The sequence below is a fragment of the Micromonospora sp. NBC_01412 genome (assembly GCF_045040215.1).
GTDB lineage: Bacteria > Actinomycetota > Actinomycetes > Mycobacteriales > Micromonosporaceae > Micromonospora > Micromonospora rubida.
Genome location: NZ_CP109528.1, coordinates 6,085,945 through 6,106,758 on the forward strand (window position 1 = coordinate 6,085,945; position 20,814 = coordinate 6,106,758).

At 74.4% G+C, this 20,814-nt stretch carries 15 protein-coding genes and 1 pseudogene; 8 read left to right on the forward strand and 8 right to left on the reverse strand.

The genetic code is table 11. From position 1 onward, the window contains the following. The first annotated feature begins 35 nt into the window (after positions 1 to 35). Positions 36 to 1,160 carry a hypothetical protein gene (locus OG617_RS26725; RefSeq protein ID WP_405095698.1) on the forward strand — a complete coding sequence of 375 codons (1,125 nt, stop codon included), beginning with the start codon at positions 36 to 38 and terminating at the stop codon, positions 1,158 to 1,160. A gap of 230 nt (positions 1,161 to 1,390) precedes the next feature. Here OG617_RS26725 and OG617_RS26730 read toward each other — a convergent pair whose 3' ends face one another. Next, positions 1,391 to 2,617, reverse strand: a complete 1,227-nt coding sequence (locus tag OG617_RS26730; RefSeq protein WP_405095699.1) for an AMP-binding protein — start codon at positions 2,615 to 2,617, stop codon at positions 1,391 to 1,393. Between the two features lie 320 nt (positions 2,618 to 2,937). Between OG617_RS26730 and OG617_RS26735 the strand changes: the two genes are divergently transcribed. Together OG617_RS26735 and aroF are read left to right on the forward strand one after the other, a co-directional pair. After that, the gene (locus OG617_RS26735; protein WP_405095700.1) at positions 2,938 to 6,408 is read left to right on the forward strand and encodes a non-ribosomal peptide synthetase; all 3,471 of its coding nucleotides are present in this window, start codon (positions 2,938 to 2,940) and stop codon (positions 6,406 to 6,408) included. A 90-nt stretch (positions 6,409 to 6,498) separates the two neighbouring features. Then, positions 6,499 to 7,596, forward strand: a complete 1,098-nt coding sequence (aroF, locus tag OG617_RS26740; RefSeq protein WP_405095701.1) for a 3-deoxy-7-phosphoheptulonate synthase — start codon at positions 6,499 to 6,501, stop codon at positions 7,594 to 7,596. A gap of 130 nt (positions 7,597 to 7,726) precedes the next feature. On the opposite strand, the gene OG617_RS26745 is transcribed toward aroF, so the two are convergent. From OG617_RS26745 to OG617_RS26755, 3 genes are all read right to left on the reverse strand, one after another. Further along, a complete protein-coding gene (locus OG617_RS26745) occupies positions 7,727 to 8,404 on the reverse strand; it encodes a response regulator (protein WP_405095702.1) in 678 nt (225 codons plus the stop codon). After that, positions 8,401 to 9,441 (reverse strand): sensor histidine kinase, encoded by a 1,041-nt coding sequence (locus OG617_RS26750; protein ID WP_405095703.1) that lies wholly within the window; start codon positions 9,439 to 9,441, stop codon positions 8,401 to 8,403. The genes OG617_RS26745 and OG617_RS26750 overlap by 4 nt, the downstream gene beginning before the upstream one ends. Before the next feature lie 78 nt (positions 9,442 to 9,519). Continuing rightward, entirely contained in the window at positions 9,520 to 10,461 is a 942-nt protein-coding gene (locus tag OG617_RS26755; protein WP_405095704.1) for a UbiA family prenyltransferase, read from the reverse strand. Between the two features lie 224 nt (positions 10,462 to 10,685). Between OG617_RS26755 and OG617_RS26760 the strand changes: the two genes are divergently transcribed. Both OG617_RS26760 and OG617_RS26765 read left to right on the forward strand, forming a co-directional pair. Beyond that, the gene (locus OG617_RS26760) at positions 10,686 to 11,540 is read left to right on the forward strand and encodes a BTAD domain-containing putative transcriptional regulator (RefSeq protein ID WP_405095706.1); all 855 of its coding nucleotides are present in this window, start codon (positions 10,686 to 10,688) and stop codon (positions 11,538 to 11,540) included. Between the two features lie 92 nt (positions 11,541 to 11,632). Beyond that, positions 11,633 to 12,604, forward strand: a pseudogene (locus tag OG617_RS26765) (hydroxyacid dehydrogenase); the annotation flags it as partial. A 173-nt stretch (positions 12,605 to 12,777) separates the two neighbouring features. On the opposite strand, the gene OG617_RS26770 reads toward OG617_RS26765, so the two are convergent. The 3 genes from OG617_RS26770 to OG617_RS26780 all read right to left on the reverse strand — a co-directional run bounded on the left by OG617_RS26770 (position 12,778) and on the right by OG617_RS26780 (position 15,487). Next, positions 12,778 to 12,993 carry a hypothetical protein gene (locus tag OG617_RS26770; protein ID WP_405095707.1) on the reverse strand — a complete coding sequence of 72 codons (216 nt, stop codon included), beginning with the start codon at positions 12,991 to 12,993 and terminating at the stop codon, positions 12,778 to 12,780. 2 nt (positions 12,994 to 12,995) lie between these two features. Next, the gene (locus tag OG617_RS26775) at positions 12,996 to 14,168 is read right to left on the reverse strand and encodes a beta-propeller fold lactonase family protein (protein ID WP_405095708.1); all 1,173 of its coding nucleotides are present in this window, start codon (positions 14,166 to 14,168) and stop codon (positions 12,996 to 12,998) included. 89 nt (positions 14,169 to 14,257) lie between these two features. Continuing rightward, complete coding sequence (locus OG617_RS26780) at positions 14,258 to 15,487, reverse strand: PucR family transcriptional regulator (protein ID WP_405095709.1); 1,230 nt, start codon at positions 15,485 to 15,487, stop codon at positions 14,258 to 14,260. A gap of 86 nt (positions 15,488 to 15,573) precedes the next feature. Between OG617_RS26780 and OG617_RS26785 the strand changes: the two genes are divergently transcribed. Both OG617_RS26785 and OG617_RS26790 read left to right on the forward strand, forming a co-directional pair. After that, positions 15,574 to 16,665, forward strand: coding sequence for a ferredoxin reductase (locus OG617_RS26785; protein ID WP_405095710.1), 1,092 nt, complete (start codon positions 15,574 to 15,576; stop codon positions 16,663 to 16,665). Positions 16,666 to 16,677: 12 nt separating this feature from the next. Beyond that, on the forward strand, positions 16,678 to 17,820 hold the full coding sequence (locus OG617_RS26790; RefSeq protein WP_405095711.1) for a fatty acid desaturase family protein: 1,143 nt from the start codon (positions 16,678 to 16,680) through the stop codon (positions 17,818 to 17,820). A gap of 3 nt (positions 17,821 to 17,823) precedes the next feature. Here the strand turns inward: OG617_RS26790 and OG617_RS26795 are convergent, their stop codons facing one another. Continuing rightward, positions 17,824 to 19,989, reverse strand: coding sequence for a tetratricopeptide repeat protein (locus OG617_RS26795; RefSeq protein WP_405095712.1), 2,166 nt, complete (start codon positions 19,987 to 19,989; stop codon positions 17,824 to 17,826). Positions 19,990 to 20,188: 199 nt separating this feature from the next. On the opposite strand from OG617_RS26795, the gene OG617_RS26800 reads away from it, so the two are divergent. Then, a complete protein-coding gene (locus OG617_RS26800; protein ID WP_405095713.1) occupies positions 20,189 to 20,770 on the forward strand; it encodes a hypothetical protein in 582 nt (193 codons plus the stop codon). Positions 20,771 to 20,814 lie beyond the last annotated feature (44 nt).

Consider the following 20,814-nt stretch of genomic DNA (forward strand, 5'->3'; position numbering starts at 1 on the left):
GACCCTTACCCTACGGCCAGGCTCCCGCCCTGCACGTGCTCGACCCTGCCACCGGCAACTCCCTGGCCCGGCTCGCCATCGCCATCGCCAAGGGCAGCCTGCTCGGCGGCGTCTACGCCTACCTGGACAGCGACGACCAGGTCGTGATCATCGACGGGAACCGTGACCTGCTCCGGATCGCGCACACCCGGGGACTGTTCGGCATCTGGAGCCTGCGGATCGTCGAGCGCACCCCGCTCGCCGCCGCCATCCAGGCCGACGACGCGGTGGTCGGCGTGCTGCCGGGCTACGACGGCCGGGTCTGGTTCGTCACCGGCGGCGGCACCGTCGGGGTGCACGACCCGGACAGCGGGGCGACGCACACCTACCGTCTCCCGGCCGGCGAGCGGATCGCCAACAGCATCTCGACCGTCCCGGGCCGTGTCGCGATCACCAGCGACCACTCCCTGTACCTGTTCGACGCCGACACCGCCGGAACGCCCACACCCCGCTGGCGGTACGCCTACGACCGGGGCCCCGGCCGCAAGCCGGGGCAGCTGAGCTGGGGCAGCGGCGCCACCCCGGTCTTCTTCGGCCCCACCTCCGGCACCGAGTACGTCGCCATCACCGACAACGCCGTGCCCCGGATGAACCTGGTGGTCGTCCGCGCCGACGGCGCAGCGGCGGGCCCGCAGGTGGTCTGCGTCCAGTCGCTGTTCGCGCGCCAGCCGGCCGGCGGCACCGAGAACACGCCGGTGGCGGCGGGACGCAGCGTCTTCCTCACCAACACCTATGGCTACGACTACCCGGCGCTCCCGCCGGATGCCGGGCCGAGCGTGCCGCAGGACGCGCCGTTCACCGGCGGCCTGACCCGGGTCGACGTACGTGCCGACCGCTCCGGCTGTGACGTCCGCTGGGAGACCGACACCCGCTCGGCGGCCCTTCCCCGGCTCTCCACCGGAGACGGGAAGCTCTACACGGTCGCACAGCAGGGCCCGCTCCGGACGGACCTCGACCCGTTCTACTTCGCCGCCGTGGACGCCCACACCGGCACGGTCACCGACCAGGCACTTCTCGGCGCGGCTCTGGTCAACCCGCTACAGACCGCCGGCACCGCCCTCAACCGGGTCTACTACCAGGGCACCCTGACCGGGGTGGTACGCGTCGCGCCAGGATCTTGATCCCGACAGCCGGAGCGACCCACCTCGCCCACCGGTTGTTCGGATCGCAACGGCTCGCCCGCCGGGGTGACCGCGCCCGCCCCGGCCAGCGGTGACGCGAGCCGGCCGGGAGACCGTTCCCGGCCGGCTCCCGGTGGGACCGGCACCCTGGCGGGGTGGGCTCCCGGTGGCTGGGCCGACCGTCGGCGGGTCGGTGGGCGGGGGACGGTCAGAAAGGTGACGGGCCGGGGTCAGTCCCGGGGGCGCAGCAGCCGGGGGCCGGTCGGGGCCTGTTCCGCCCGCCAGCCCGTGGCCAGCAGTGTGGTGTCGCCGCTCGGATCGGACGGGTCGGGCACCAGCCACTGCGCCGAGCGGACCGGGTCGTCGGCGGCCACCTGACCCAGCCAGGCGGCGCCGACGTGGAGCCGGCCCGTCGGGGCGGGCCGCAGGTCGTCGTCGAGCACCTGCCAGCGGCCCACCGGCAGCGGCCCGACCGTCAGCGCGTCGACCGTGAGGGCCTCGACGAGCGGGGTGTCCACCGTCAGCGCGTCGGCCGTGAGCGCGTCGAGCGTCAGCGCGTCGAGCGGCGGCGGGGCCGGCGGCATGGGCGCGTTCCCGGTGACCGGGTCGAGAGCGACCTCGTCCCCGCGCAACAGCGGACCCCACAGGGCGCCCTCGGCCGCCCCGGGCGCGACGAGTCCCGGGCCCGCAGGCGGGGTCCCCGCTTGCGGGCCCGGGGAGGGGACGGCCGTGGCCGACCGGCCGGCGACCACCAGGTGCCGGTGCGCCAGCAGCAGGCCGCCGAGGGGGACCGCGCCGGTCACCACGTACGCCGGGTCGTCCGTTCGCACCGCCCGGACCAGTGCCCGGCCGGTGGGGTCCCGGTGCCGCCAGGCCAGCACGGGTGCGGCGTGGCGGCGTTCCGACGCGGCCCACTCGGGCTCGCTGAGCACCAGGCGCAACCCGACACGCGCCCTGCCCGCCGGGTGCCCGGCCGGCAGCGGCAGGTACGCGGCTCCGGCCTTGAGCACGGCGAGCCGTCCGACCACCGCGTCCACCCCGGCGCGCAGCCGAAGCCCCACCGTGTCGCGGGGCCGCACGCCGTGCTCGGCGAGCAGCCGGGCCAGGGCGCTGGACCGGCGGTCGAGGTCGCGGAAGCTCGTCCGGCGTCCCTCGTGGACGATCGCCGACGCGTTCGGGGCGTCGGCGGTCACCGAGGCCAGCAGGCCGGTCAGCGTCTGGGCCGCGGCGCTGGTCGGTGGCCGTCCCGCGGCGTCCGGCGGCGGCGGAGGGCGTCCGACGGCATCGGCGGTGGGTGCACCGCGGCCCCGGCTGAGCTCGCCGACCTGGGCGAGGCAGCGGGTGCGGCTGCCGATGAAGTGGGTGTCGGTCCAGCCGGCCGGCGTCGGGCGGGCGTGCGGCCACAGTGCGTACCGTCCGGCGCGGTTGACGACGACGCGGAGGAACTGCGGTGCCATGGGCCGGCCTCCGATCCTTCGTGAACCGGCCCGCCATATCCGTCACGGACCGGCTCCTGGGGATTGAGGGGGAAATGATACGGGCCGCCGGTTGCCTCCCGGTTACCCACCGCCCGTCGTCCCCTCCGCGTCCGATCGTGTCCGGCTGCAGGCCTTCCCCGGGCACCGCCCGGTCGCCCGTAACCGGGGCCTAACCCGGGCTGCCTAGCGTCCGGCCGAGACGGAGAGACATCGACCAGCCTGAGACCGAGAGACATCGACCAGCCAACGACATCCGGCGATCCGAGAGGAATCTCGTCGACTACCTGAAGGAGGCGGCCGTGCCCGACACCGCTGCGTGGGAGCGACATCTGCAGGACGTGCCGAGAGCGGTCAACCTGCCCGCCGACCGGACCACCGGGGCGCCGGACGCCGTGCCCGTCGTACGCGAGGTGCCGGGCGGGCCGTATCCGGCCGGGGACCTGCTCGCCGGGGTCGGCGCGCTGCTGTACCGCTACGGCGGCGAGCCCCGGCTGCTCGTCGGCCGGGCGGTCCCGGCGACCGGGCGGCTGCTCGCCGTCCAGCTCACCGTCGACGGTGGACAGACCGGCGCGGAGCTGCGCGACGCCGCTGCCCGGGCCCTGGGCGCGGCCGTCGACCTCGGCGAGGTCACCGGCGCCGAGCTGGCCGAGGTGCGCGGCCTCGACCCGGCCGGCGGGCAACGCCCCTGCCACGCGGTGGTGACCGACGGGCCGCCCGAGCAGGCCGCCCCGGGCGTCGCCGAGCTGACCGTCACCACCACCGCCCAGGGACGCACCGTCCTCGTCGCCGATCCGCGCTTCGCCCCCGCCACCGTCGAGCGTCTCGCCGGGCACCTCGGCCGGCTGCTCACCGCCCTCGCCGGGGACGCCGACGCGCGCGTCGCCGAGCTGCCCCTGCTCGGCGCGGACGAGCGGGCGGCCATCCTGTACGACTGGAACGACACCGCGCGGGAGTTCCCGCCCGAGCAGTTTCCCGAGCTGGTCGCCCGGGTCGCCCGCGAGGCTCCCGAGCGCCCGGCCGTCGTGTACGGCGACCGCGCCCTCAGCTACGGCGACCTCGACTCCGGGGCGAACCGCCTCGCCCAGCACCTCGCCGGCCTCGGCGTCGGCCGGGGCGACCGGGTCGGGGTCTGCCTGGAACGCTGCCCCGAGAGCATCCTCGCCCAGCTCGCCACGTTCCGGTTGGCCGCCACGGCGGTGCTGCTCGACCCCGAGTACCCGCAGGAGCGGCTGGAGTTCATGGTCGACGACTCGCGGGCCGCGGCGGTGCTGACCCGTGACGGACTGCGCGGCCGGCTCGGGGACGTGGCGTGCCCGGTGGTGCTGGTCGAGGGCGACGAGTGGCGGTCCGCCCCCGCCGTGGACCCCGGCTGCCCGGTGGCCGACGAGGAGGTCTGCCACATCGCGTACACCTCCGGTTCCACCGGCCGGCCGAAGGCGGTGCAGCTGCGCCACGGCCCGCTGCGCAACACGGTGCACGTGCTGCGCGAGCAGTGCGGCCTGGCGCCGGGGCAGCGCGGCACCTGGCTCTGTTCGCCCGGCTTCGGCCTCGTCCAGGTCGACTGCTTCCCGATCCTGTCCGTCGGCGGCACCGTGCACATCCCGGATCCGTCCGTCGCCGCGTCGCCGGAGCAACTGCGGGACTGGCTGGTCGAACAGCGGATCACCCAGTCGCTGGTGCTCACCGCGATGGCCGAGCGGCTGTGGCGGCTGGACTGGCCCGCCGACACGACGCTGCGCTGGATGCGCATCGCCGGTGAGCGGGTGCGCTCCTGGCCCGACCCGGCGCTGCCGTTCCGGGTGCTCAACGTCTACGGCTCGGCCGAGGCCACCGTGGTCGGCACCTGCGACCTGTCCGGCCTGGCCGCCGAGGCGCCCGAGGGCCGCCCCGACCGGATGCCGCCGGTCGGCCGCCCGGTGGCCAACGTCCGGGCGTACGTGCTGGACGCCAACCGCCAGCCGGTGCCGCCGGGGGTGCTCGGCGAGCTGTACATCTCGGGGGAGAGCCTGTCGCGCGGCTACCTCAACCGGCCGGAGGCCAACGGCACGAAGTTCCTGCCCAACGAGCTGCCCGGCGACCCCTACCCGGTGCTGTACCGCAGCGGCGACGTCGCCCGGTACTGGCCGGACGGCACCGTCGAGATCGTCGGCCGCACCGACAACGAGGTGAAGATCCGCGGCTACCGGGTGCACCTCGGCGAGATCGAGAGCGTCCTGGCCGAGCAGCCGGGGGTGCGCCAGTGCGCCGTGCTGGCCCGCGAGGACACCCCCGGGGAGCGTCGGCTGGTCGCGTACATCGAGCCGGACCGGGCCCGGCCGCCGGAGATGACGGCGGTCCGGGGCGCGCTGCGCAGGCTGCTGCCCACGTACATGGTGCCGGCCGCCTACGTCGTCGACGACCTGCCCACCACGGCCAACGGCAAGATCGACCGGGCGGCGCTGCCGCCTCCGCCGCGCACCCGTCCCGAGCTGGACACCCCGTACCGCGCCCCGCAGGACCCGGCGCAGGAGCGGGTGGCCCGGATCTGGGCCGAGGTGCTCGACCTCGACGAGATCGGCGTCGACGACGACTTCTTCGAACTCGGCGGGGACTCGCTGCGGGCGATGCGGCTGCTGGCGCGGCTGCGCGACGAGGCGCAGCTTCGGCTGAAGATGTCCGAGCTGTTCCGTACCCCCACCGTGGCCGCCCTCGTCGACCGGGCCGGCGCCCGGCGGGCCCCGGCGGTCGTGGCGCACGACGAGGCGGGCCGCCACGAGCCGTTCGGCCTCGATGCGGCCCAGGCCGCCCTGCTCGGCGGGCCGGGAGTGCGGTACGTGGAGTGGCGGCGCGACTGGCTCGACGTCGACCGGTTCGTCGCCGCGTGGCAGTGCCTGCTGCAACGGCAGGACGCCCTCCGGCTGGTCCTCGCCACCGACGGCACCCAGCGGGTCGCGCAGTTCGCGCCCGCCCCGCCGCCGGTGCTCGACCTGACCGGGGCAGGCGACGACGAGGCCGCCGACCGGCTCGACCTGGTCCGCGCCGAGCTGCTGGCCGAGCCGTTCGACCTGCGTCAGGGGCCGCCGCACCGGCTGCGGCTGACCCTGCTGCCCGACGACGTCGTCGCGGTCCACCTGGCCGTGCACCCGGCGGTCGCCGACGACCGCAGCCTCGACGAGGTGGTGCCCCGGCTGCTCGCCGCCGGCTACGAGGACCTGGACGGGCCGGCGCCCGAGGTGACCGTCCGGGACCTCCTCCTCGGCGGGGACGCGCCGTCCACCGTGGGTGACCCGGTCGGTGTCCCCGTCGCCCCCGACCCCGTCCGGCGGCAGGGCGCCGTCCCCGACGGGTGGCGTGCCCTCACCGCCGCCGCCCGGCACGCCGGCACGACCCCCGACGAGCTGCTCGGCGAGCTGGCCGCCGGCGCGTACGCCGAGGTCACCGGCGCCCCGGCGGCCAGGCTGCCGGCCCCGGCCGGTGCCCCGGCGGTGGCCCGGGACGTCGTGGGCCCGCTCACCGGCGGGCCGGCGGACTCCGGGCCGGTGGTCGCCGTACGCCTCCTGCCCGCCGACGACGGCGGCGAGGACTGGACGCCGGTGCGGCGGGCGAACCTGCTGCCCGGGGTGGCCGCCGACCTGACCGCCCGCGTCGACGGCGCCGGGCTGTGCCTGGACTGGACCTGCGAGCGCGCCGCCCTGGCCCCGGAGCTCCTCGACCGCGTCGACGCGGCCCTGCGCGCCCGGCTCGCCGACCCGGCGTCCCTGCCCCCCGCCCCCGTCCCGGTCGGCGGCTGACCTCCTCCGGTGTCGGCGGCCCGTCCGCCGCCACCGCCCCGGACCGCGCCGGCCGGCGCGGCCCCCGTCGAAGACTCAGCGAGGTGAACCATGACCGTGATCGTCGTGCTCAGGGAAACAGCCACCGAGAGCGAGATGTCCCAGGTGCTCAACCTGGCCGACCGCGTCGGCTCGGACGTGCGCCGGCACAACCCGTCCCTGCTCTCCCTCACCGGCGACCTGGCCCGGGTGGACCAGGCGGTCGCCCACCTGCCCCAGGTCCGGCACGTGGCCGGGGTGTCGGGGCAGTACCCGTGCGCCTCCGCCCAGTCCCGGCTCGGGCTGCCCAGCAGCGTGCGCCTCGGCGGTGCCACGATCGGTCCCGGCGGGTTCAGCGTCATCGCCGGCCCGTGCTCGGTGGAGAGCCGCGACCAGCTCATCGAGGTCGCGCACGCGGTACGGGACAGCGGGGCGCACGCCCTGCGCGGCGGCGCCTTCAAGCCACGCAGCTCCCCGTACGCGTTCCAGGGGCTGGGCCGGCGCGGCCTGGCCCTGCTGGCCGAGGCCCGCCGCGCCACCGGCCTTCCGGTGGTCTCCGAGGTGCTCGACGTGCGGGACCTCGACGCGATGCTCCCCGCCGTGGACATGCTCCAGGTGGGGGCGCGCAACATGCAGAACTACGCGTTGCTGCGGGAGCTGGGCCGGCTGCGGGTGCCGGTGCTGCTCAAGCGGGGACTTGCCGCGACCGTCGACGAGACGCTGATGGCCGCCGAGTACATCCTCGACGGCGGCAACCCCGACGTCGTCCTCTGCGAGCGCGGCATCCGCACCTTCGAGACGGGCTACCGGTTCACCCTGGACATCGCGGCCGTCCCGGTGTTCAAGGAGCGCAGCCACCTGCCCGTCATCGTCGACCCGAGCCACGCCGCGGGGGAGACCAGCCGGGTGCTGCCGCTCGCGTTGGCGGCGGCGGCCTGCGGCGCGGACGGAATCATCGTCGAGACCCACTGCGACCCGGCCGCGGCGCTCTGCGACGGCAAGCAGGCCCTGCCCACCCACCGCCTGCCGGAGCTCGTCGACGGGGTCCTCGGCGTGGCCCGGGCCGCCGGGCGGGTCACCACCGACCGGCGGGACACGCGGGAGCGGGAGCTGGTGCTGGCGGGAACCCCGGGCGGGCCGGTGGCGCAGGCCCGGACGGTCCGACGCTGACGGCGCCGGACCGGGTGGCCCTGGACCGGGTGGCCCTGGACCGGGTGGCCCTGGACCGGGTGGCCCCGGACCGGGTGGCCGACGGCCGGCGGCCACCCGGCCCGAGGCCACTCGGGGCGGGGCCGGCGACTCAGGCGGTCTCCTCCGGGGACAGCAGCCGGGCGGCCACCGCCTTGCGGATGGCGTCCACCCGGGACACGGCGTCGAGCTTGGCGTAGGCGTTGGTCAGGTGCCGCTTCACGGTGCCCTCGGTGATGCCGAGCCGGCTGGCGATCTGCCCGTTGCTGTACGCCTGCGCGACCAGCCGAAGCACGTCCAGCTCGCGTTGCGACACCAACGCCGGGGTGGTATCCCGGTGGCTCTCCAGGTCGCCGATCGTCTCCCGGGAGACCGACAGCAGCACGTTGTTCCGGCCCCGGCCGACCGAGTGCACCGCGGCGATCAGCTCCTCGCCGGCGATGTTCTTCACCAGGAAGGCGTACGCCCCCCGGGCCAGCAGGTCCTGGACGATGGCCGCGCTCTCGTGCATGGTCAGCACGATCACCCTGGTCCGGGGGAAGTCCCGACGCACCCGGTCGATGACCACCGCGGTCCCGGGACCCGGCATCTCGACGTCGAGCAGCAGCACGTCCGGGTGCAGGTGGGCGACGAGCGCGAGGGCCTCGTCCGAGGTCGCCGCCTCACCGACCACGGCGCAGCCGGGGTCGGTCTCCAGCAGCTCGCGCAGGCCGTCCCGGAACAGGGTGTGGTCGTCGGCGACCACCACCCGGGTCTGCGGCTCCCCGGCCCCCGCGCCCGCGTCGGTCACCGGGACTCCCCGGACAGCGGCACGCAGATCGCGACGGTCGTGCCCCCGGTCGGGCCGGGCCGGATCGACAGCGACCCGCCGACCAGCTCGACCCGCTCCCGCATGGACAGCAGCCCGCCGCCGGCCAGTTCGGCCGGGTCCGGCTCGAACCCGCGGCCGTGGTCGCTGACCGTCGCCGTCAGGGACGTCGCGCCGACCTCCACCGACACGTCCAGCCGATCGCTGCCGGAGTGCAGCAGGGCGTTGCGGACGGCCTCGCGCAGCACGACGTAGATCTCCTCGGTGACGGCCGGCGGGACCACCCGGGTGTCGCCGGCGACCGTGCAGACGACCGTGACCGTGGGCGGCACGCTCGCCTCCAGGTAACCGCGCAGCACGTGCTCCAGCCCGGCCGGCCCCACCGACTGGCGCAGTTCCTCCGACAGGGCGCGGGTGAGCGACAGTGCCTCCCGCATCGCCCGGCCGGCCTGGTCGAGCTTGCCGTCGGCCCGGGGTGACCTGCGCTCGCGGTAGATGCGGTGCAGGTCCAGGTGTTGCAGCCCGACGCCGATCGCGTGGGCGACCCGGTCGTGCAGCTCCCGGCCGATCCGGCGGCGCTCCGCCAGGTGGGAGGTGAACAACCGCTCCAGCAGGAAGCTCACGTAGGACAGGGCGCCGGTCTCGATGCGCGCCATGATCGTCCGGTGCAGGGCGGTGGCGATGTTGGCGGTGGCGTCGCCGTGCGCGGCGGTCCCGCCGTACTCGCGGATCAGCGGGGGCAGGGCGGCCTCGAAGAGCAGGGTCGCCGCGCGCAGCGACTGGACCGGGTGGATGCCCCGCTGCGCGCGGTCCCGGCCGACGGTGAGCGTGAAGGGCGTCGCCACCGGGCCCATCTCCGCAGTGCCGCTGGGGGCGTACCGGCCGACGTCGTCGATGACCGCGTTGGCCTGGTGGAGCGCCTGCCGGCGGGCGTCGGGATCGGTGAGGATCGCGTTACCGGTGGCCCGTAGTCGTTGTTCGTACGCGTCGAGGATCTCGGCCCGGAGCGCTGGTGGCACGCCGCGTCCCGTTGTGCCCGCCGTCGTGCGCGTGTCCCCCACAGCACCCCTCAGCCCAGCATCGCCCCATGGTCCGAGTCATCCCCCGCACACGTAGTGTCCCTGAGCCCAGACGCAGGTCGCAACCGGACCGAGGAGTGCCAGGTGGGCCAGGTACTGCGTGGTCATGAACACCCGGTACGGGCGGCGTCGGCGGGCCGGCCCGCCCCGGCTGCCCGAACCGCAGGCCAACCAGGTCAGCACCACTGCGCCGGCCATGGTGAGCCAGGACGCGATCCGCACGGGCGGCCAGGCGTCCTGCGCCGAGATCAGGAAGGCGAGCGCGACGGTGAGCGCGACGGCCGCGATGGACCGCCGGGCCCACGTCTCGCCGCGCACGATCGGCAGGGTGCGCCGGCCGGCGAGCCGGTCCCCGGTCACGTCGGAGAGGTCCTTGGCCAGCGCCCCGACGGCCATCCACAGCGCCATCGCCACGGGGAACACCCACAGGTGCGGCACCGGACGGGCCTCGGCGCTGCTCGCGCCGGCGAGGTACGTGAGCAGGCCCGCGAGCACCACCGAGCCGGTGGTGCCGGACACCCGCCGCTTCAGCGGTGCCCGACCCATCGAGTACCACCAGCCGAGGGCGAGCTGCCCCGCCCCGAGCAGCACCAGCGTGGGAGCGACCGTCGCGGCCAGCAGCAGGCCGGCGGTCGCCAGCGCGTACGCGGTCCGCAGGGCGGCTCCGGGGTCGAGCAGGCCTCGCGCGATGGGGCGTCGGGAGCCGTTCGCCCGGTCCTCGGTGACGTCCGCGACGCCGTTGATCAGGTACACGCTCCAGGTGAGCAGCAGCCAGGCCGCCGCGCCCCGGACGACCGCGCCGCCGGGGGACCCCCCGGACAGCACCGCCAGGGCCGCGCCGCCGGCGAACCGGAGCAGGAAGATCACCTGCACCACCGGCCGAGCCTCCACGAAGGACAGCCCCAGCGTCCGCCACCACCTCCGGGGCGGTCGCACCACCGTCCGCGCCGTCGTGGTCATCGTCGCCAACTCCCTCCGGTCGTCGTCCGCACCGCGATCGTCCGTTGTGGACACTCTGCCGGTCGTCCGTCGGTGGTCACACCGGGTGGGAGCGGTAGGTAGTAGGCGACTGTCACCTTGGTCGTATCGGCATTACCCACTTCTGAGCGATCCTCTTGTCCGCGCTCGGCCGCATTTCTAGCGTCGAGACATCGGAGATCCCCGGTGTTCCGGAAAGGACGCTCATGCTGTCGAACTCCTCCGCCGCCGTGACGGTCCGTTGTCTGGGTGACTTCTCGGTCACCGTGGACGGCGCGCCGGTCGAGCGCTGGCGTGCCGGCAAGGCGCGCAATCTCTTCCAGTTCCTGATGTTGAACCGGGACCACGTGGTGCCGCGCGAGCGGCTCTACGAGATCCTCTGGCCGGGCTGCGAGACGGACCGGTCGACCTCGCTGAAGGTGGCGGCGCACGCGCTGCGGCAGATCCTCGGCGGTTGCGCCGACGGGTCCCCGGTGGAGATCGTCTACCAGGACGTCGGGTACCTGTTGCGGTGCACCGGGATGTGGGTCGACACCGAGGAGTTCGAGGCGGCGGTGGACGCCGCCCGGGAGGCCGAGCGGGCCGGCGACACCGGCGCGGCGCTGGCCGCCCACCACCGGGCGGTCGGCCTCTACCAGGGCGACTTCCTCAACGGGGAGACTGCCGGATGGGTCGACGAGCAGCGCCAGTGGGCCCGGGCCATGGTGCTGCGGTCCCTGCACCACCTGCGGGCCGACGCCATGCTCCGCGACGACCCCCGGGCGGTGGTCACCTGGTGCCGCCGGATCCTCTCGGTCGACCCGTTCCAGGAGGAGGCGTACCAGAACCTCCTGGTGGTGCACGGCACGCTCGGCGAGCTCGGCCAGGTCCGCAGCTGGTACGACCTGTGCGTGCAGCGGCTGCGCGACGGGCTCGACGTGGCCCCGACCGGGCGTACCCGGCAGATTCTCGACCTCGCCCTCGCCGGGCGGCTGCGTGGCCGCCGGGCCTCCGCCCCGCGTCCGGTTGTCGACGGCCGCCGGGGCGCCCGCAACCTCCAACCGCTGTCGCTGACCGCGTAACCGCCGCCTAACGCCGACGGTCCATCGTCGGCCCACCGGCGCCGACGGCGCGCCGGGGAGATCCCCCGCCACGTCCCCCGAGGAGAGCGAAGATGAGCGAGCAGACGACGACGACCGGGGCCGGCCGTCCCCGGCAGCGGGTGCTGGTCACCGAGGAGCTGGCCACGGCGGCGCTGCGCCTGCTGGCCGAGGAGTACGACGTCCGGCAGGTGGCCGGCGCCGACCGGACGGCCCTGCTGGCCGCCCTGCCGGGCGCGGACGCGGTCGTCATCCGTTCCGCCACCCGGATCGACGCCGAGGCCCTCGACGCGGCGACTCGGCTGCGCGTGGTGGCCCGCGCCGGTGTGGGCGTGGACAACGTCGACGTGGCCGCCGCGACCGCGCGCGGCGTCCTGGTGGTCAACGCCCCGACCTCGAACGTGGTCTCCGCCGCCGAGCAGGCGGTCGCCCTGCTGCTCGCCGTGGCCCGACACACCGCCGCCGCCAACGCCCAGCTCAAGCGGGGCCGCTGGCAGCGGTCCCGGTTCACCGGCGTGGAGGTGGCCGGCAAGACCGTCGGGGTGGTCGGCCTGGGTCGGGTCGGGGTGCTGTTCGCCCAGCGGATGGCCTCCTTCGGCACCCGGCTGGTCGCCTACGACCCGTACGCCACCCCCGAGCGGGCGGCCCGGGTGGGCGTCACCCTGGTCGGCCTCGACCAGCTCCTGGCGACCAGCGACTTCATCTCCCTGCACCTGCCGCGCACCCCGGAGACCGTCGGGCTGATCGGCCGGGCGGAGCTGGCCCGGGTCAAACCGGGGGTGCGGATCGTCAACTGCGCCCGGGGCGGCCTGGTCGACGAGGCGGCGCTGGCCGAGTCGATCGTCGCCGGCCGGGTCGCGGGCGCCGGCATCGACGTGTTCGCCACCGAGCCCTGCGTCGACTCGCCGTTGTTCGCCCTCGACCAGGTGGTGGTCACCCCGCACCTCGGCGCGTCGACCGCCGAGGCGCAGGTCAAGGCCGGGGTCGCCGCAGCGGAGAGCGTCCGGCTGGCGCTGCGCGGCGAGGACGTGCCCGACGCCGTCAACCGACCCGGCCCGCGCCGTACCCCGGTGCCGGCCTGAGCCGACGACGGCCGGCCCAGAGCACCCCGCCTCGTCCCGGCGGCGCCCCGCTCAGCCGTAGACCTCCACGACGTCGGCCAGATGGCGGCGTGGCGCGGGCGGCAGCTCGGTCGCCGGCCGCTCCCAGCCCACCCGGACTACAGGTACGGCTCGCCGACACCGGCCAGCAGGTCGCGCATCATCCGGCGCGGCCGGTCCAGCTCGATGGCGTCGCTGATCGGCGCGCTGGACAGCCCGGCGGTGGCGGCGAGCAGCAGCGCGGACAGCGCCTCGCCGCCTGCGACCTCACGGCCGCGGCATGGGCCGGGGCGACCACTCCGACCAGCAGCCGGGCGCGCTCCGGTGGAAGCCAACGTCAGCGGATGTTGGCGGTGTGGCCGAGGGAGTAGCGGCCGGGCTGGGGCCAGATGGTGAGCCCGTGCGGGCCCGCGCCGACCGGTATCCGGGCGAGCAGCTTGCCGTCGCTGGTGCGGATCACGTAGACCTCGTTGTGGAAGCGGCCGGACAGCCACAGGGTGCCCCCGTCGGCGGAGAGACCGCCCATGTCGGGGCTCCCTCCACCGGGGATCTTCCAGGTGGTTACGGGTTTGAGGGTGGCCAGGTTGAGCACGGTGATGCTGCCGGCGTCGCGGTTGGTGACGTAGGCGAGCTCTCCGTCGCGGCTGAAGTAGATGCCGTGGGCGCCCTTGCCGGTGGGAATGAACGCGGTTTGCCGGGTGGCCTGGGCGTCGAAGACGTACACGCCGTGGGCGTGCATGTCGGCGACCAGGAAGTGCTGTCCGTCCGGGGTGAGCCGGGTGTCCTGTGGCATCCCGTCGGGCGCCTCGGTCAGCGTGAACTCACGTAGCTTGTCGAGCGTGATGCTGTCCAGCACGAGCATGCGGTTGGCGAACTCGCAGCTGAACAGCATGATCTTGCCGTTCGCGGAGTAGTCCATGTGGTTGATGCCGCCGCACGAGGGGAACCGCACTGAACGGGTCCGCTGCCAGGTGCCCAGGTCGTACAGGTCCAGTCGCTGGTACGCCTCGGCGACCACGATGGCCTGCCGGCCGTCCGGGGTGAAGTAGAGGTTGTAGACGTCCTCCAGTTTTCGGAACGTCCCTGGCTTGCCGGTGCGGGGGTCGATGGGCACCAGGCCACCGTCGGGAATCTTGCTGGAGGCCACGTACAGCGTCCGCAGGTCGTAGGCGGGCACGACGTGCTGCGGTTCGGGGCCGCCGGGGAACGTGTCGACCACGCGGTACGTGGCCGGGTCGATCACCGACACGTCGTTGCTCTTGGTGTTGGGCACGTACACCAGGGCCCGGTCGGACCGCACCGGCTCGGCCAGCATGCCCGGCCCCACGGCCGCGTAGACATTGCCCGGCTTCGGGTACGCCGGCATGCCCGCGACCAGCGGGCCGAAGGGCGACTCGGTCGACGCCGGTGCGGCGGAGGGCCGCTTTCGCTGTTCGCTGCCGGCAGCGGTGCATCCGTGGGCCGCCAGCAGCGTCACTCCCAGCAGGGCAACAATCTGTACTCTCCGCACGGATCCAGCGTAGCGACCGATAATGCGCTAAAGGGTGTTTTGTGAACGGAGTGGACCGGTTTGAGGGCTCTCCGGCTGCTGTGCCAGGCTCAGTTGGCCCCCTCCCCAGCGGGGAGGATCGCCAGGGCCAGCGTCAGGTCCAGCACGGTCGCCGGGTCGTGCAGCCGGTCGCCGTACATCTCCCGCACCTTGGCCATCCGGTAGCGCACGGTCTGCGGGTGCACGAACAGGGCCGCCGCCACGTCGTCGCGGCGACCCTGGTGCAGCAGCCAGGCGCGCAGCGTCTCGGCGAGCCGGTGGGCGGTGGCCGGCGGCAGCGACGCCAGCGGACGCAGCACCTGCGCGCGCAGATCGTCCAGGGCCTCCGGGTCGGTGCTGAGCAGCAGCTCGGCGAGGTGCTGCTCGGTGTCCAGCGGCGCGTCGGCTGCGGCACGGGGCAGCCCGAGCAACAGCGCCCGGGTGGCCCGCTCGTACGACCCGACCACCCGGTGCCACGGCCGCGCGGGCCCCAGCACCGCCCGGTGCCCGTGCAGCACCCGGACGAGCTGCCGCCGCCGGCCGCCGTGCACGTCCGGCACCAGCAGCACGGCCAGCTCCTCGGTCGGGTCCACCCCCGCCATGTCCTCGCCGCTCTCCAGCGTGTGCGGGCTCAGCACGGTCAGCACGGTGCGCAGGCTGCTGCGGGGCAGCAGGACGACGGTCAGGGTCTGCGGCACCGGCCAGTCCGCCCGCTCGGCGCCGCGGCGCAGCACGTCCTCGGCCTCGCCGGCCAGCAGCTGCTGGCTCAGCCGCTCCAGGTACCGCCGCCGGGCCCGGCCGACGCTGGCCAGCTCGTCGGCGTGCCCCGCCACGCTGGCGGCGGACAGCTCGTCGATGTAGGCGAACATCAGCTCGGCGAACTCGGCGACCGTCGCCGCGGCGAGCCCACCGCGCACGGTGGTGGTGGAGACCTCCCGCCAGGACACCCGCGCTCCCACCCGGTACGCGGCGAGCAGCGCGTCCATGCTGCGCCCGGAGCGGGCCTCGCCGCTGCCCAGCGCGTACGCGGCCTCCAGGGCCGGGGTCAGCGGGGTGCTCGGGTCCGACGCCTCGGGACGCCCGAGGAGCTGGAGGAACGTGCCCAGCGCGATGCGTACCGCGTTCTCGATCTTCGCCCGCATCTGGCCGGTCAGGGTGCCGGAGTAGGCGGACACCTCGGCGGTGATCGCGGTCACCGTGCGCTCGGCGACGAGGGGCAGCGTGGCGCGCAGCCGGGCGGCCATCGGCTCGTCCAGTTCGAGGTGGGCAGCGCGGCGGCTGGTCCCGGACCCTTCCGACATAGATTGTTCTCCCGGAACAAGACCCTGCGGTTGTTTCACCTTCCTTGGCCAAGATGTTATGCGATCGGGCCGGTCACCCTGGTCTTATGACCACCACCGTCCCGCGCCCGCCCGGCAAGCTCACAGTCCGGGACAGGCTGTTCCGGCTCGCCGAGACGGCCACCACGCCGCTGCTGCCCGAGGACTACCTCGACATGGTCGCCCCGCTGCGTTCCGGGGCCGCCCTGCGCGGGCGGATCGTCGACGTCCGCCCCGAGACGCGGGACGCGGCGACGGTGACCATCCGGCCCGGGCGGGGCTGGCGCGGGCACACCCCCGGGCAGTACGTCCGCCTCGGCGTGGACGTCAACGGGGTCCGCCAGTGGCGGGCGTACTCGCTCACCTCGGTCCCCGGCCACCGCGACGGGCTGATCTCGATCACCGTGAAGGCCATCCCGGACGGCCGGGTCAGCAACCACCTGGTCCGTCGGGTGCGGCCCGGCACGCTCGTCCAGCTCGACCAGGCCCAGGGCGACTTCGTGCAGCCCGCGACCGCCCCGGAGCGGATCCTGTTCGTCACCGCGGGCAGCGGCGTCACCCCGGTGATGGGGATGCTCCGCTCCGGCGCGACCGGCCCGGCCGACGTCGTGCTGGTGCACTCCGCGCCGACCCCGGCCGACGTGGTGTTCGCTGACGAGCTGCGCGGCCTCGCCGGGCGGGGCGCGATCCGCCTCGTGGAGCGGCACACCGACACCGACGGCGTGCTCGGCGTGGCCGAGCTGGCCGACCTGGTGCCCGACCACCTCGACCGGCAGACCTGGGCGTGCGGCCCGGTCGGCCTGCTCGACGCGGTCGAGGCGCACTGGGCCGCCAACGGGGTGGCCGACCGGCTGCACACCGAGCGGTTCCGGCCCACGGTGATCTCCCCGGGCGCCGGGGGCGCGGTCACCTTCACCCGGGCCGGGGTCACCGCCGACGCCGACGGCGGCACCGCCCTGCTCGACGTGGGCGAGGAGGCCGGGGTGCTCATGCCGTCCGGGTGCCGGATGGGCATCTGCTTCGGCTGCGTAGTGCCGCTGCGCCAGGGCGCCGTTCGCGACCTGCGCAACGGCGACGTCACCACCGCCGTTCCCGGCGACGGCGTGCTCATCCAGACCTGCGTGTCGGCGGCGGCCGGTACCTGCGACATCGACCTCTGACAGGAGCCGGACATGACCGTGATGCAGAAGAAGGCCCACAACCCGATCGCCCACCTCACCGCCGAGGACATCGAGACCCTCGGCAGGGAGCTTGACGCCATCCGCGACCGGGTGATCGCCAGCCGGGGGGAGTCCGACGCCGCGTACATCCGCAAGGTGATCTCCACCCAGCGCCGGTTGGAGCTGGGCAGCCGGGCCGTGCTGCTGTTCTCGCTCTTCCCGCCGGCCTGGCTGGTCGGCACCGCCGGTCTCGCCGTGGCCAAGATCCTGGAGAACATGGAGATCGGCCACAACGTCCTGCACGGCCAGTGGGACTGGATGCGCGATCCGAAGATCCACTCGACCACCTGGGAGTGGGACCACGTCTCCCCGGCCGAGCAGTGGAAGCACTCGCACAACGAGCTGCACCACACCTACACCAATGTGATCGGCAAGGACAACGACCTCGGGTACGGCATCATGCGCGTCGACGAGGACCAGCGGTGGTACCCGATGCACCTGGGCCAGCCGCTGTGGAACTTCATCAACGCCTGCTTCTTCGAGTACGGCATCGCCGCGTACGACCTGGAGCTGGGTCGCAACCTGCGCAAGGGCCGGCACAAGGCCCCCGAGTTCCGGGCCCGGGCCCGCGCGGTCGGCCGCAAGATCCGCCGACAGTTCCTCAAGGACTACATCATCCACCCGCTGCTGTCCGGGCCGTCGTTCCTCAGCACCCTGGCCGCCACCTTCACCGCGAACCTGATCCGCAACCTGTGGAGCCACTCGGTGATCATGTGCGGGCACTTCCCCGAGGGGGTGGAGACCTTCGAGAGGCGCTCCATCCAGGGGGAGACCCGGGGCGAGTGGTACGTGCGGCAGATGCTCGGCTCGGCCAACATCAGCGGCAGCCGGCTGATGCACATCATGACCGGAAACCTGTCGTTCCAGATCGAGCACCACCTCTTCCCGGACCTGCCGAGCAACCGGTACCAGGAGATCGCCCCCGAGGTGCGGGCGCTGTTCGCGAAGTACGGCCTGACGTACACCGTCGGCCCCCTGCCGAAGCAGGTCGCCTCGGCCTGGTGGAAGGTCATCCGGCTCTCGCTGCCCAACCGCTCCACCCCGACCCCGCGCCCGGCCGACGACCTGCCCACCCCGGCGCTGGCCCAGGTGTAGCCGTCAGAGCGGCCCCGGCCGGGTGCCACGATGGACCAGCCCCTGCCGGGTGGCCCGGGTCTCGGGGTGGTCGACGCCGAGCACCCGGCACTGCGCCTCGAACACGCTGTCCCGCTCCCGCCGCGCCTGGGCGACGTGCCCGCGCGCCTCCGCCAGCACCGCCAGGTTCGCCCGGATGGCGAGGGTGTCCGGGTGCTCGTCCCCGAGCAGTCGACGTTCGACGTGGTAGACCTCGTCGTACTCGGCCTGGGCCTCGGCGAGGCGGTTCTGGGCGTGCAGGCACAGGGCCAGGTTGTGCCGGGTCGCCAGGGTGTGCCGGTAGTCGGGGCCCATCGTCCGCTGCTGGGCGTCGAGGATGGCGCGGTAGTCGGCCTCCGCCGCGGCCAGCCGGCCGGTGTCCTGCTTCAGCCGGGCGAGGTTGTGCCGGGTCGCCAGCGTGTGGCGGTCATCCGGACCGCGGACCCGGATGCGGTCGGCGAGCACCGCCTCGTACTCGGCCTGGGCCTCCGCGTGGCGTCCCAGCTCGTGCCAGACCAGGGCCCGGTAGTGCCGGCTGCGGATCGTCTCGACGTCGTCGGGGCCGAACACCTCGTGACGCGCGGCGTAGACCTTCTCGTAGGCGTCCAGCGCCTCCCGGTACCGGCCCCGCGCGTGGTGCACGACGGCCTGGTAGTGCAGCGCGCGGAGCGTCTCGCCGTTCCGCTCGCCCAGATCCCGGGTCGCCAGCCGCTGGATCCGCTGCAGCTCGGCGTCCGCCGCCAGGTACAGGCCACGGGCGTGCATGGAGCGGGCGGCGAAGTTGGCCGCGTAGCAGGCGTCCTCGACGACCTGCGCCGGTTGCCCCGGATTCCGCAGCAGCATGGTGATCATGTGCAGGGCGTGCGGGGTGACCGACTGCCACGCCGGCCAGCTGGAGATGTCGTCGGGCGTGACCCCGGTGACGGTGGCGGACCGGCGGACCAGGGTGGTCAGGACGGCCAGGTCGCCCGGCTCGGCGGGCAGCTCCCGCTCGGCGGCGTCGCGCACCAGCGGGTGCAGTGCCAGCGACGCCCGCCCGTCGGACGACAGCAGGTCGATCAGCCCCAGGTCGCGCAGGGCTGCCGCAGCCCGGCCGAGCTGCTGGTTCGTCGTCCCGGGGAGGCCGGTCAGGTTCAGGCACGTGGCGTTGAGGACGTCGGGGCAGGGCATGGGCGCCGGGGCCAGGTGGGCGGCCAGGCGCAGCAGCGTGATGGTCAACGGTGGCTCGCGCCGCCGGAGCAGGTCAAGGGACATGTCCCAGGCGCGGTCGACGAACTGCTGCCCCGGGCGGACGAGGTCCGGGTCTCGCAGGGCGACGCGGCCCGCGTCGACCGCGTCGAGGTAGCCGCGGAACGTCGAGGGCACCGCCGGGTCGGGCCAGGCCGTGTCGCGCGCCTGGCTGAGGTACGCCCCGGCGAGCCGCAGCGCCAGCGGCAGGCGACCGAGGCGATCGACCAGGCGTCGCGCGTCCTGCGGATCGTCGTCGTCGACGCCGACGTGGTCGCGGAGGACGGCGACGGCGTCCGCCTCGTCGAGCATGTCCACCTTGTGCCGCACACACCAGTGGCCCCACCCGCTCGGATCCGACGACCGGCTCATGATCAGCACCATGCCGTTGCTGCCCTGGTAGGGCCGCACCCAGCCCCTCCCGTCGGCTAGCGGCCCGGTGCCGGCGGCCAGCAGCGCGGGATCGTCGGCGTTGTCGATGACGAGCAGCCACCTGGTCGTGACGTTCGCCAACGCCAACCAGAGATGGTCCGCGGGATGGCCGCTGAGCATCTCGACGTCGCTGACGCCGACCCGGCGCAGCAGTGCGCGCATGTGCTCGACCAGGCTCGGCTCGTCGTCCGCCTTCGCCCACCAGGTGGTGACGCCGGCGGCGAGGGCGCGCTGCACCAGTTCCAGCGCGATCGCGGACTTGCCGCTGCCGCTGAGCCCGTGCAGGACGTGCACCCGGGGACCCGATCCGGCGAGCGCGCCGCTCAGCTCCTTCAACACCAGGTCCCGGCCGCGGATGGGCAGGTGCGGGTTCCGCCTGCCCATCGGCGGGGTCAGCGACGCCGCCGTGGCCTTCTGGTCAGCCGCGACGGCACGCTCCGAGCGGTCAGCCGTCACCACGCCGTCCGGCGGGCTGTGACTCTGCTCCACCATGCCCCATCCTCGTCGCCACGGACCGGGCGCCGACAGGCTCCGGCGCGCACCCTGCCAATGATCGTCAACGGTGGACGGGAGGGCCAGTCCTGTCGCGTTTCCGTCAGCGCTCCGTGGGGTGCGTCGACGTACCGGAGCGGGGCCGACCGGCCGTGGGGGAGGGGCATCGTCGACCGGTCCGGTCCGGGACACTGTGCGGATGTCCCTGCTGATCCCTCTGTGGGTGCCGATGGCGGTGGCCGTCCTCGGCGTCCTCGGCACCCTCGCCGCGTCGATCGTCACGCAGGTGCTCACCCGCAGGCGCGACGACCGGAGCTGGTCCCTGGAGCGCGAGGAACGCGCCCGGCAGTGGCAACGAGAGGACGCGGCCCGCTGGCTCGCCGACCGGCGGGCCGCGTACACCGAACTGTTGGTGGTCCTGCACGAGCAGGACCGGGTCCTGGAGGCGGTGCGCCGCCGGCGGGCGCAGGCCCTGCCCCTCGACGGCCCGGTGTCCGCGCGCCTGACGGCGCTCAGCGACCCGTTCGACCGGGCCTGGCACGCCGTCGAACTACTCGCTCCCGGTGAGGTCACCCGGATCGCCGGGGAACTGACCAGGGAGTTGCGGGACGAGGGGGACCAGGTGCTGGGGAGGCTCACCGGTCCGCCCGCCGAGCCGGCTCCGGGAGACCGCCAGGAACGGTTCGCCGCGCTCGGCGCGGCGATGCGCCAGGACCTCGGAGTCCACATCCGTGAGCCTGATCCAAAGGCGCAACACAAAGGAACGAAGCCCGATTGCTGAGCACCTGAGGGTGCCAGTCAGTGTCGTGCCAAGCGTGGCTGCCG

What these genes read in the sequence shown, in the direction of transcription:
- OG617_RS26730 (WP_405095699.1), bottom strand. Translation starts at nt 2,617, where the DNA reads ATGGCACCGCAGTTCCTCCGCGTCGTCGTCAACCGCGCCGGACGGTAC.
- aroF (WP_405095701.1), top strand. Translation starts at nt 6,499, where the DNA reads ATGACCGTGATCGTCGTGCTCAGGGAAACAGCCACCGAGAGCGAGATG.
- OG617_RS26755 (WP_405095704.1), bottom strand. Translation starts at nt 10,461, where the DNA reads ATGACCACGACGGCGCGGACGGTGGTGCGACCGCCCCGGAGGTGGTGG.
- OG617_RS26760 (WP_405095706.1), top strand. Translation starts at nt 10,686, where the DNA reads ATGCTGTCGAACTCCTCCGCCGCCGTGACGGTCCGTTGTCTGGGTGAC.
- OG617_RS26780 (WP_405095709.1), bottom strand. Translation starts at nt 15,487, where the DNA reads ATGTCGGAAGGGTCCGGGACCAGCCGCCGCGCTGCCCACCTCGAACTG.
- OG617_RS26785 (WP_405095710.1), top strand. Translation starts at nt 15,574, where the DNA reads ATGACCACCACCGTCCCGCGCCCGCCCGGCAAGCTCACAGTCCGGGAC.
- OG617_RS26790 (WP_405095711.1), top strand. Translation starts at nt 16,678, where the DNA reads ATGACCGTGATGCAGAAGAAGGCCCACAACCCGATCGCCCACCTCACC.
- OG617_RS26795 (WP_405095712.1), bottom strand. Translation starts at nt 19,989, where the DNA reads ATGGTGGAGCAGAGTCACAGCCCGCCGGACGGCGTGGTGACGGCTGAC.
- OG617_RS26800 (WP_405095713.1), top strand. Translation starts at nt 20,189, where the DNA reads ATGTCCCTGCTGATCCCTCTGTGGGTGCCGATGGCGGTGGCCGTCCTC.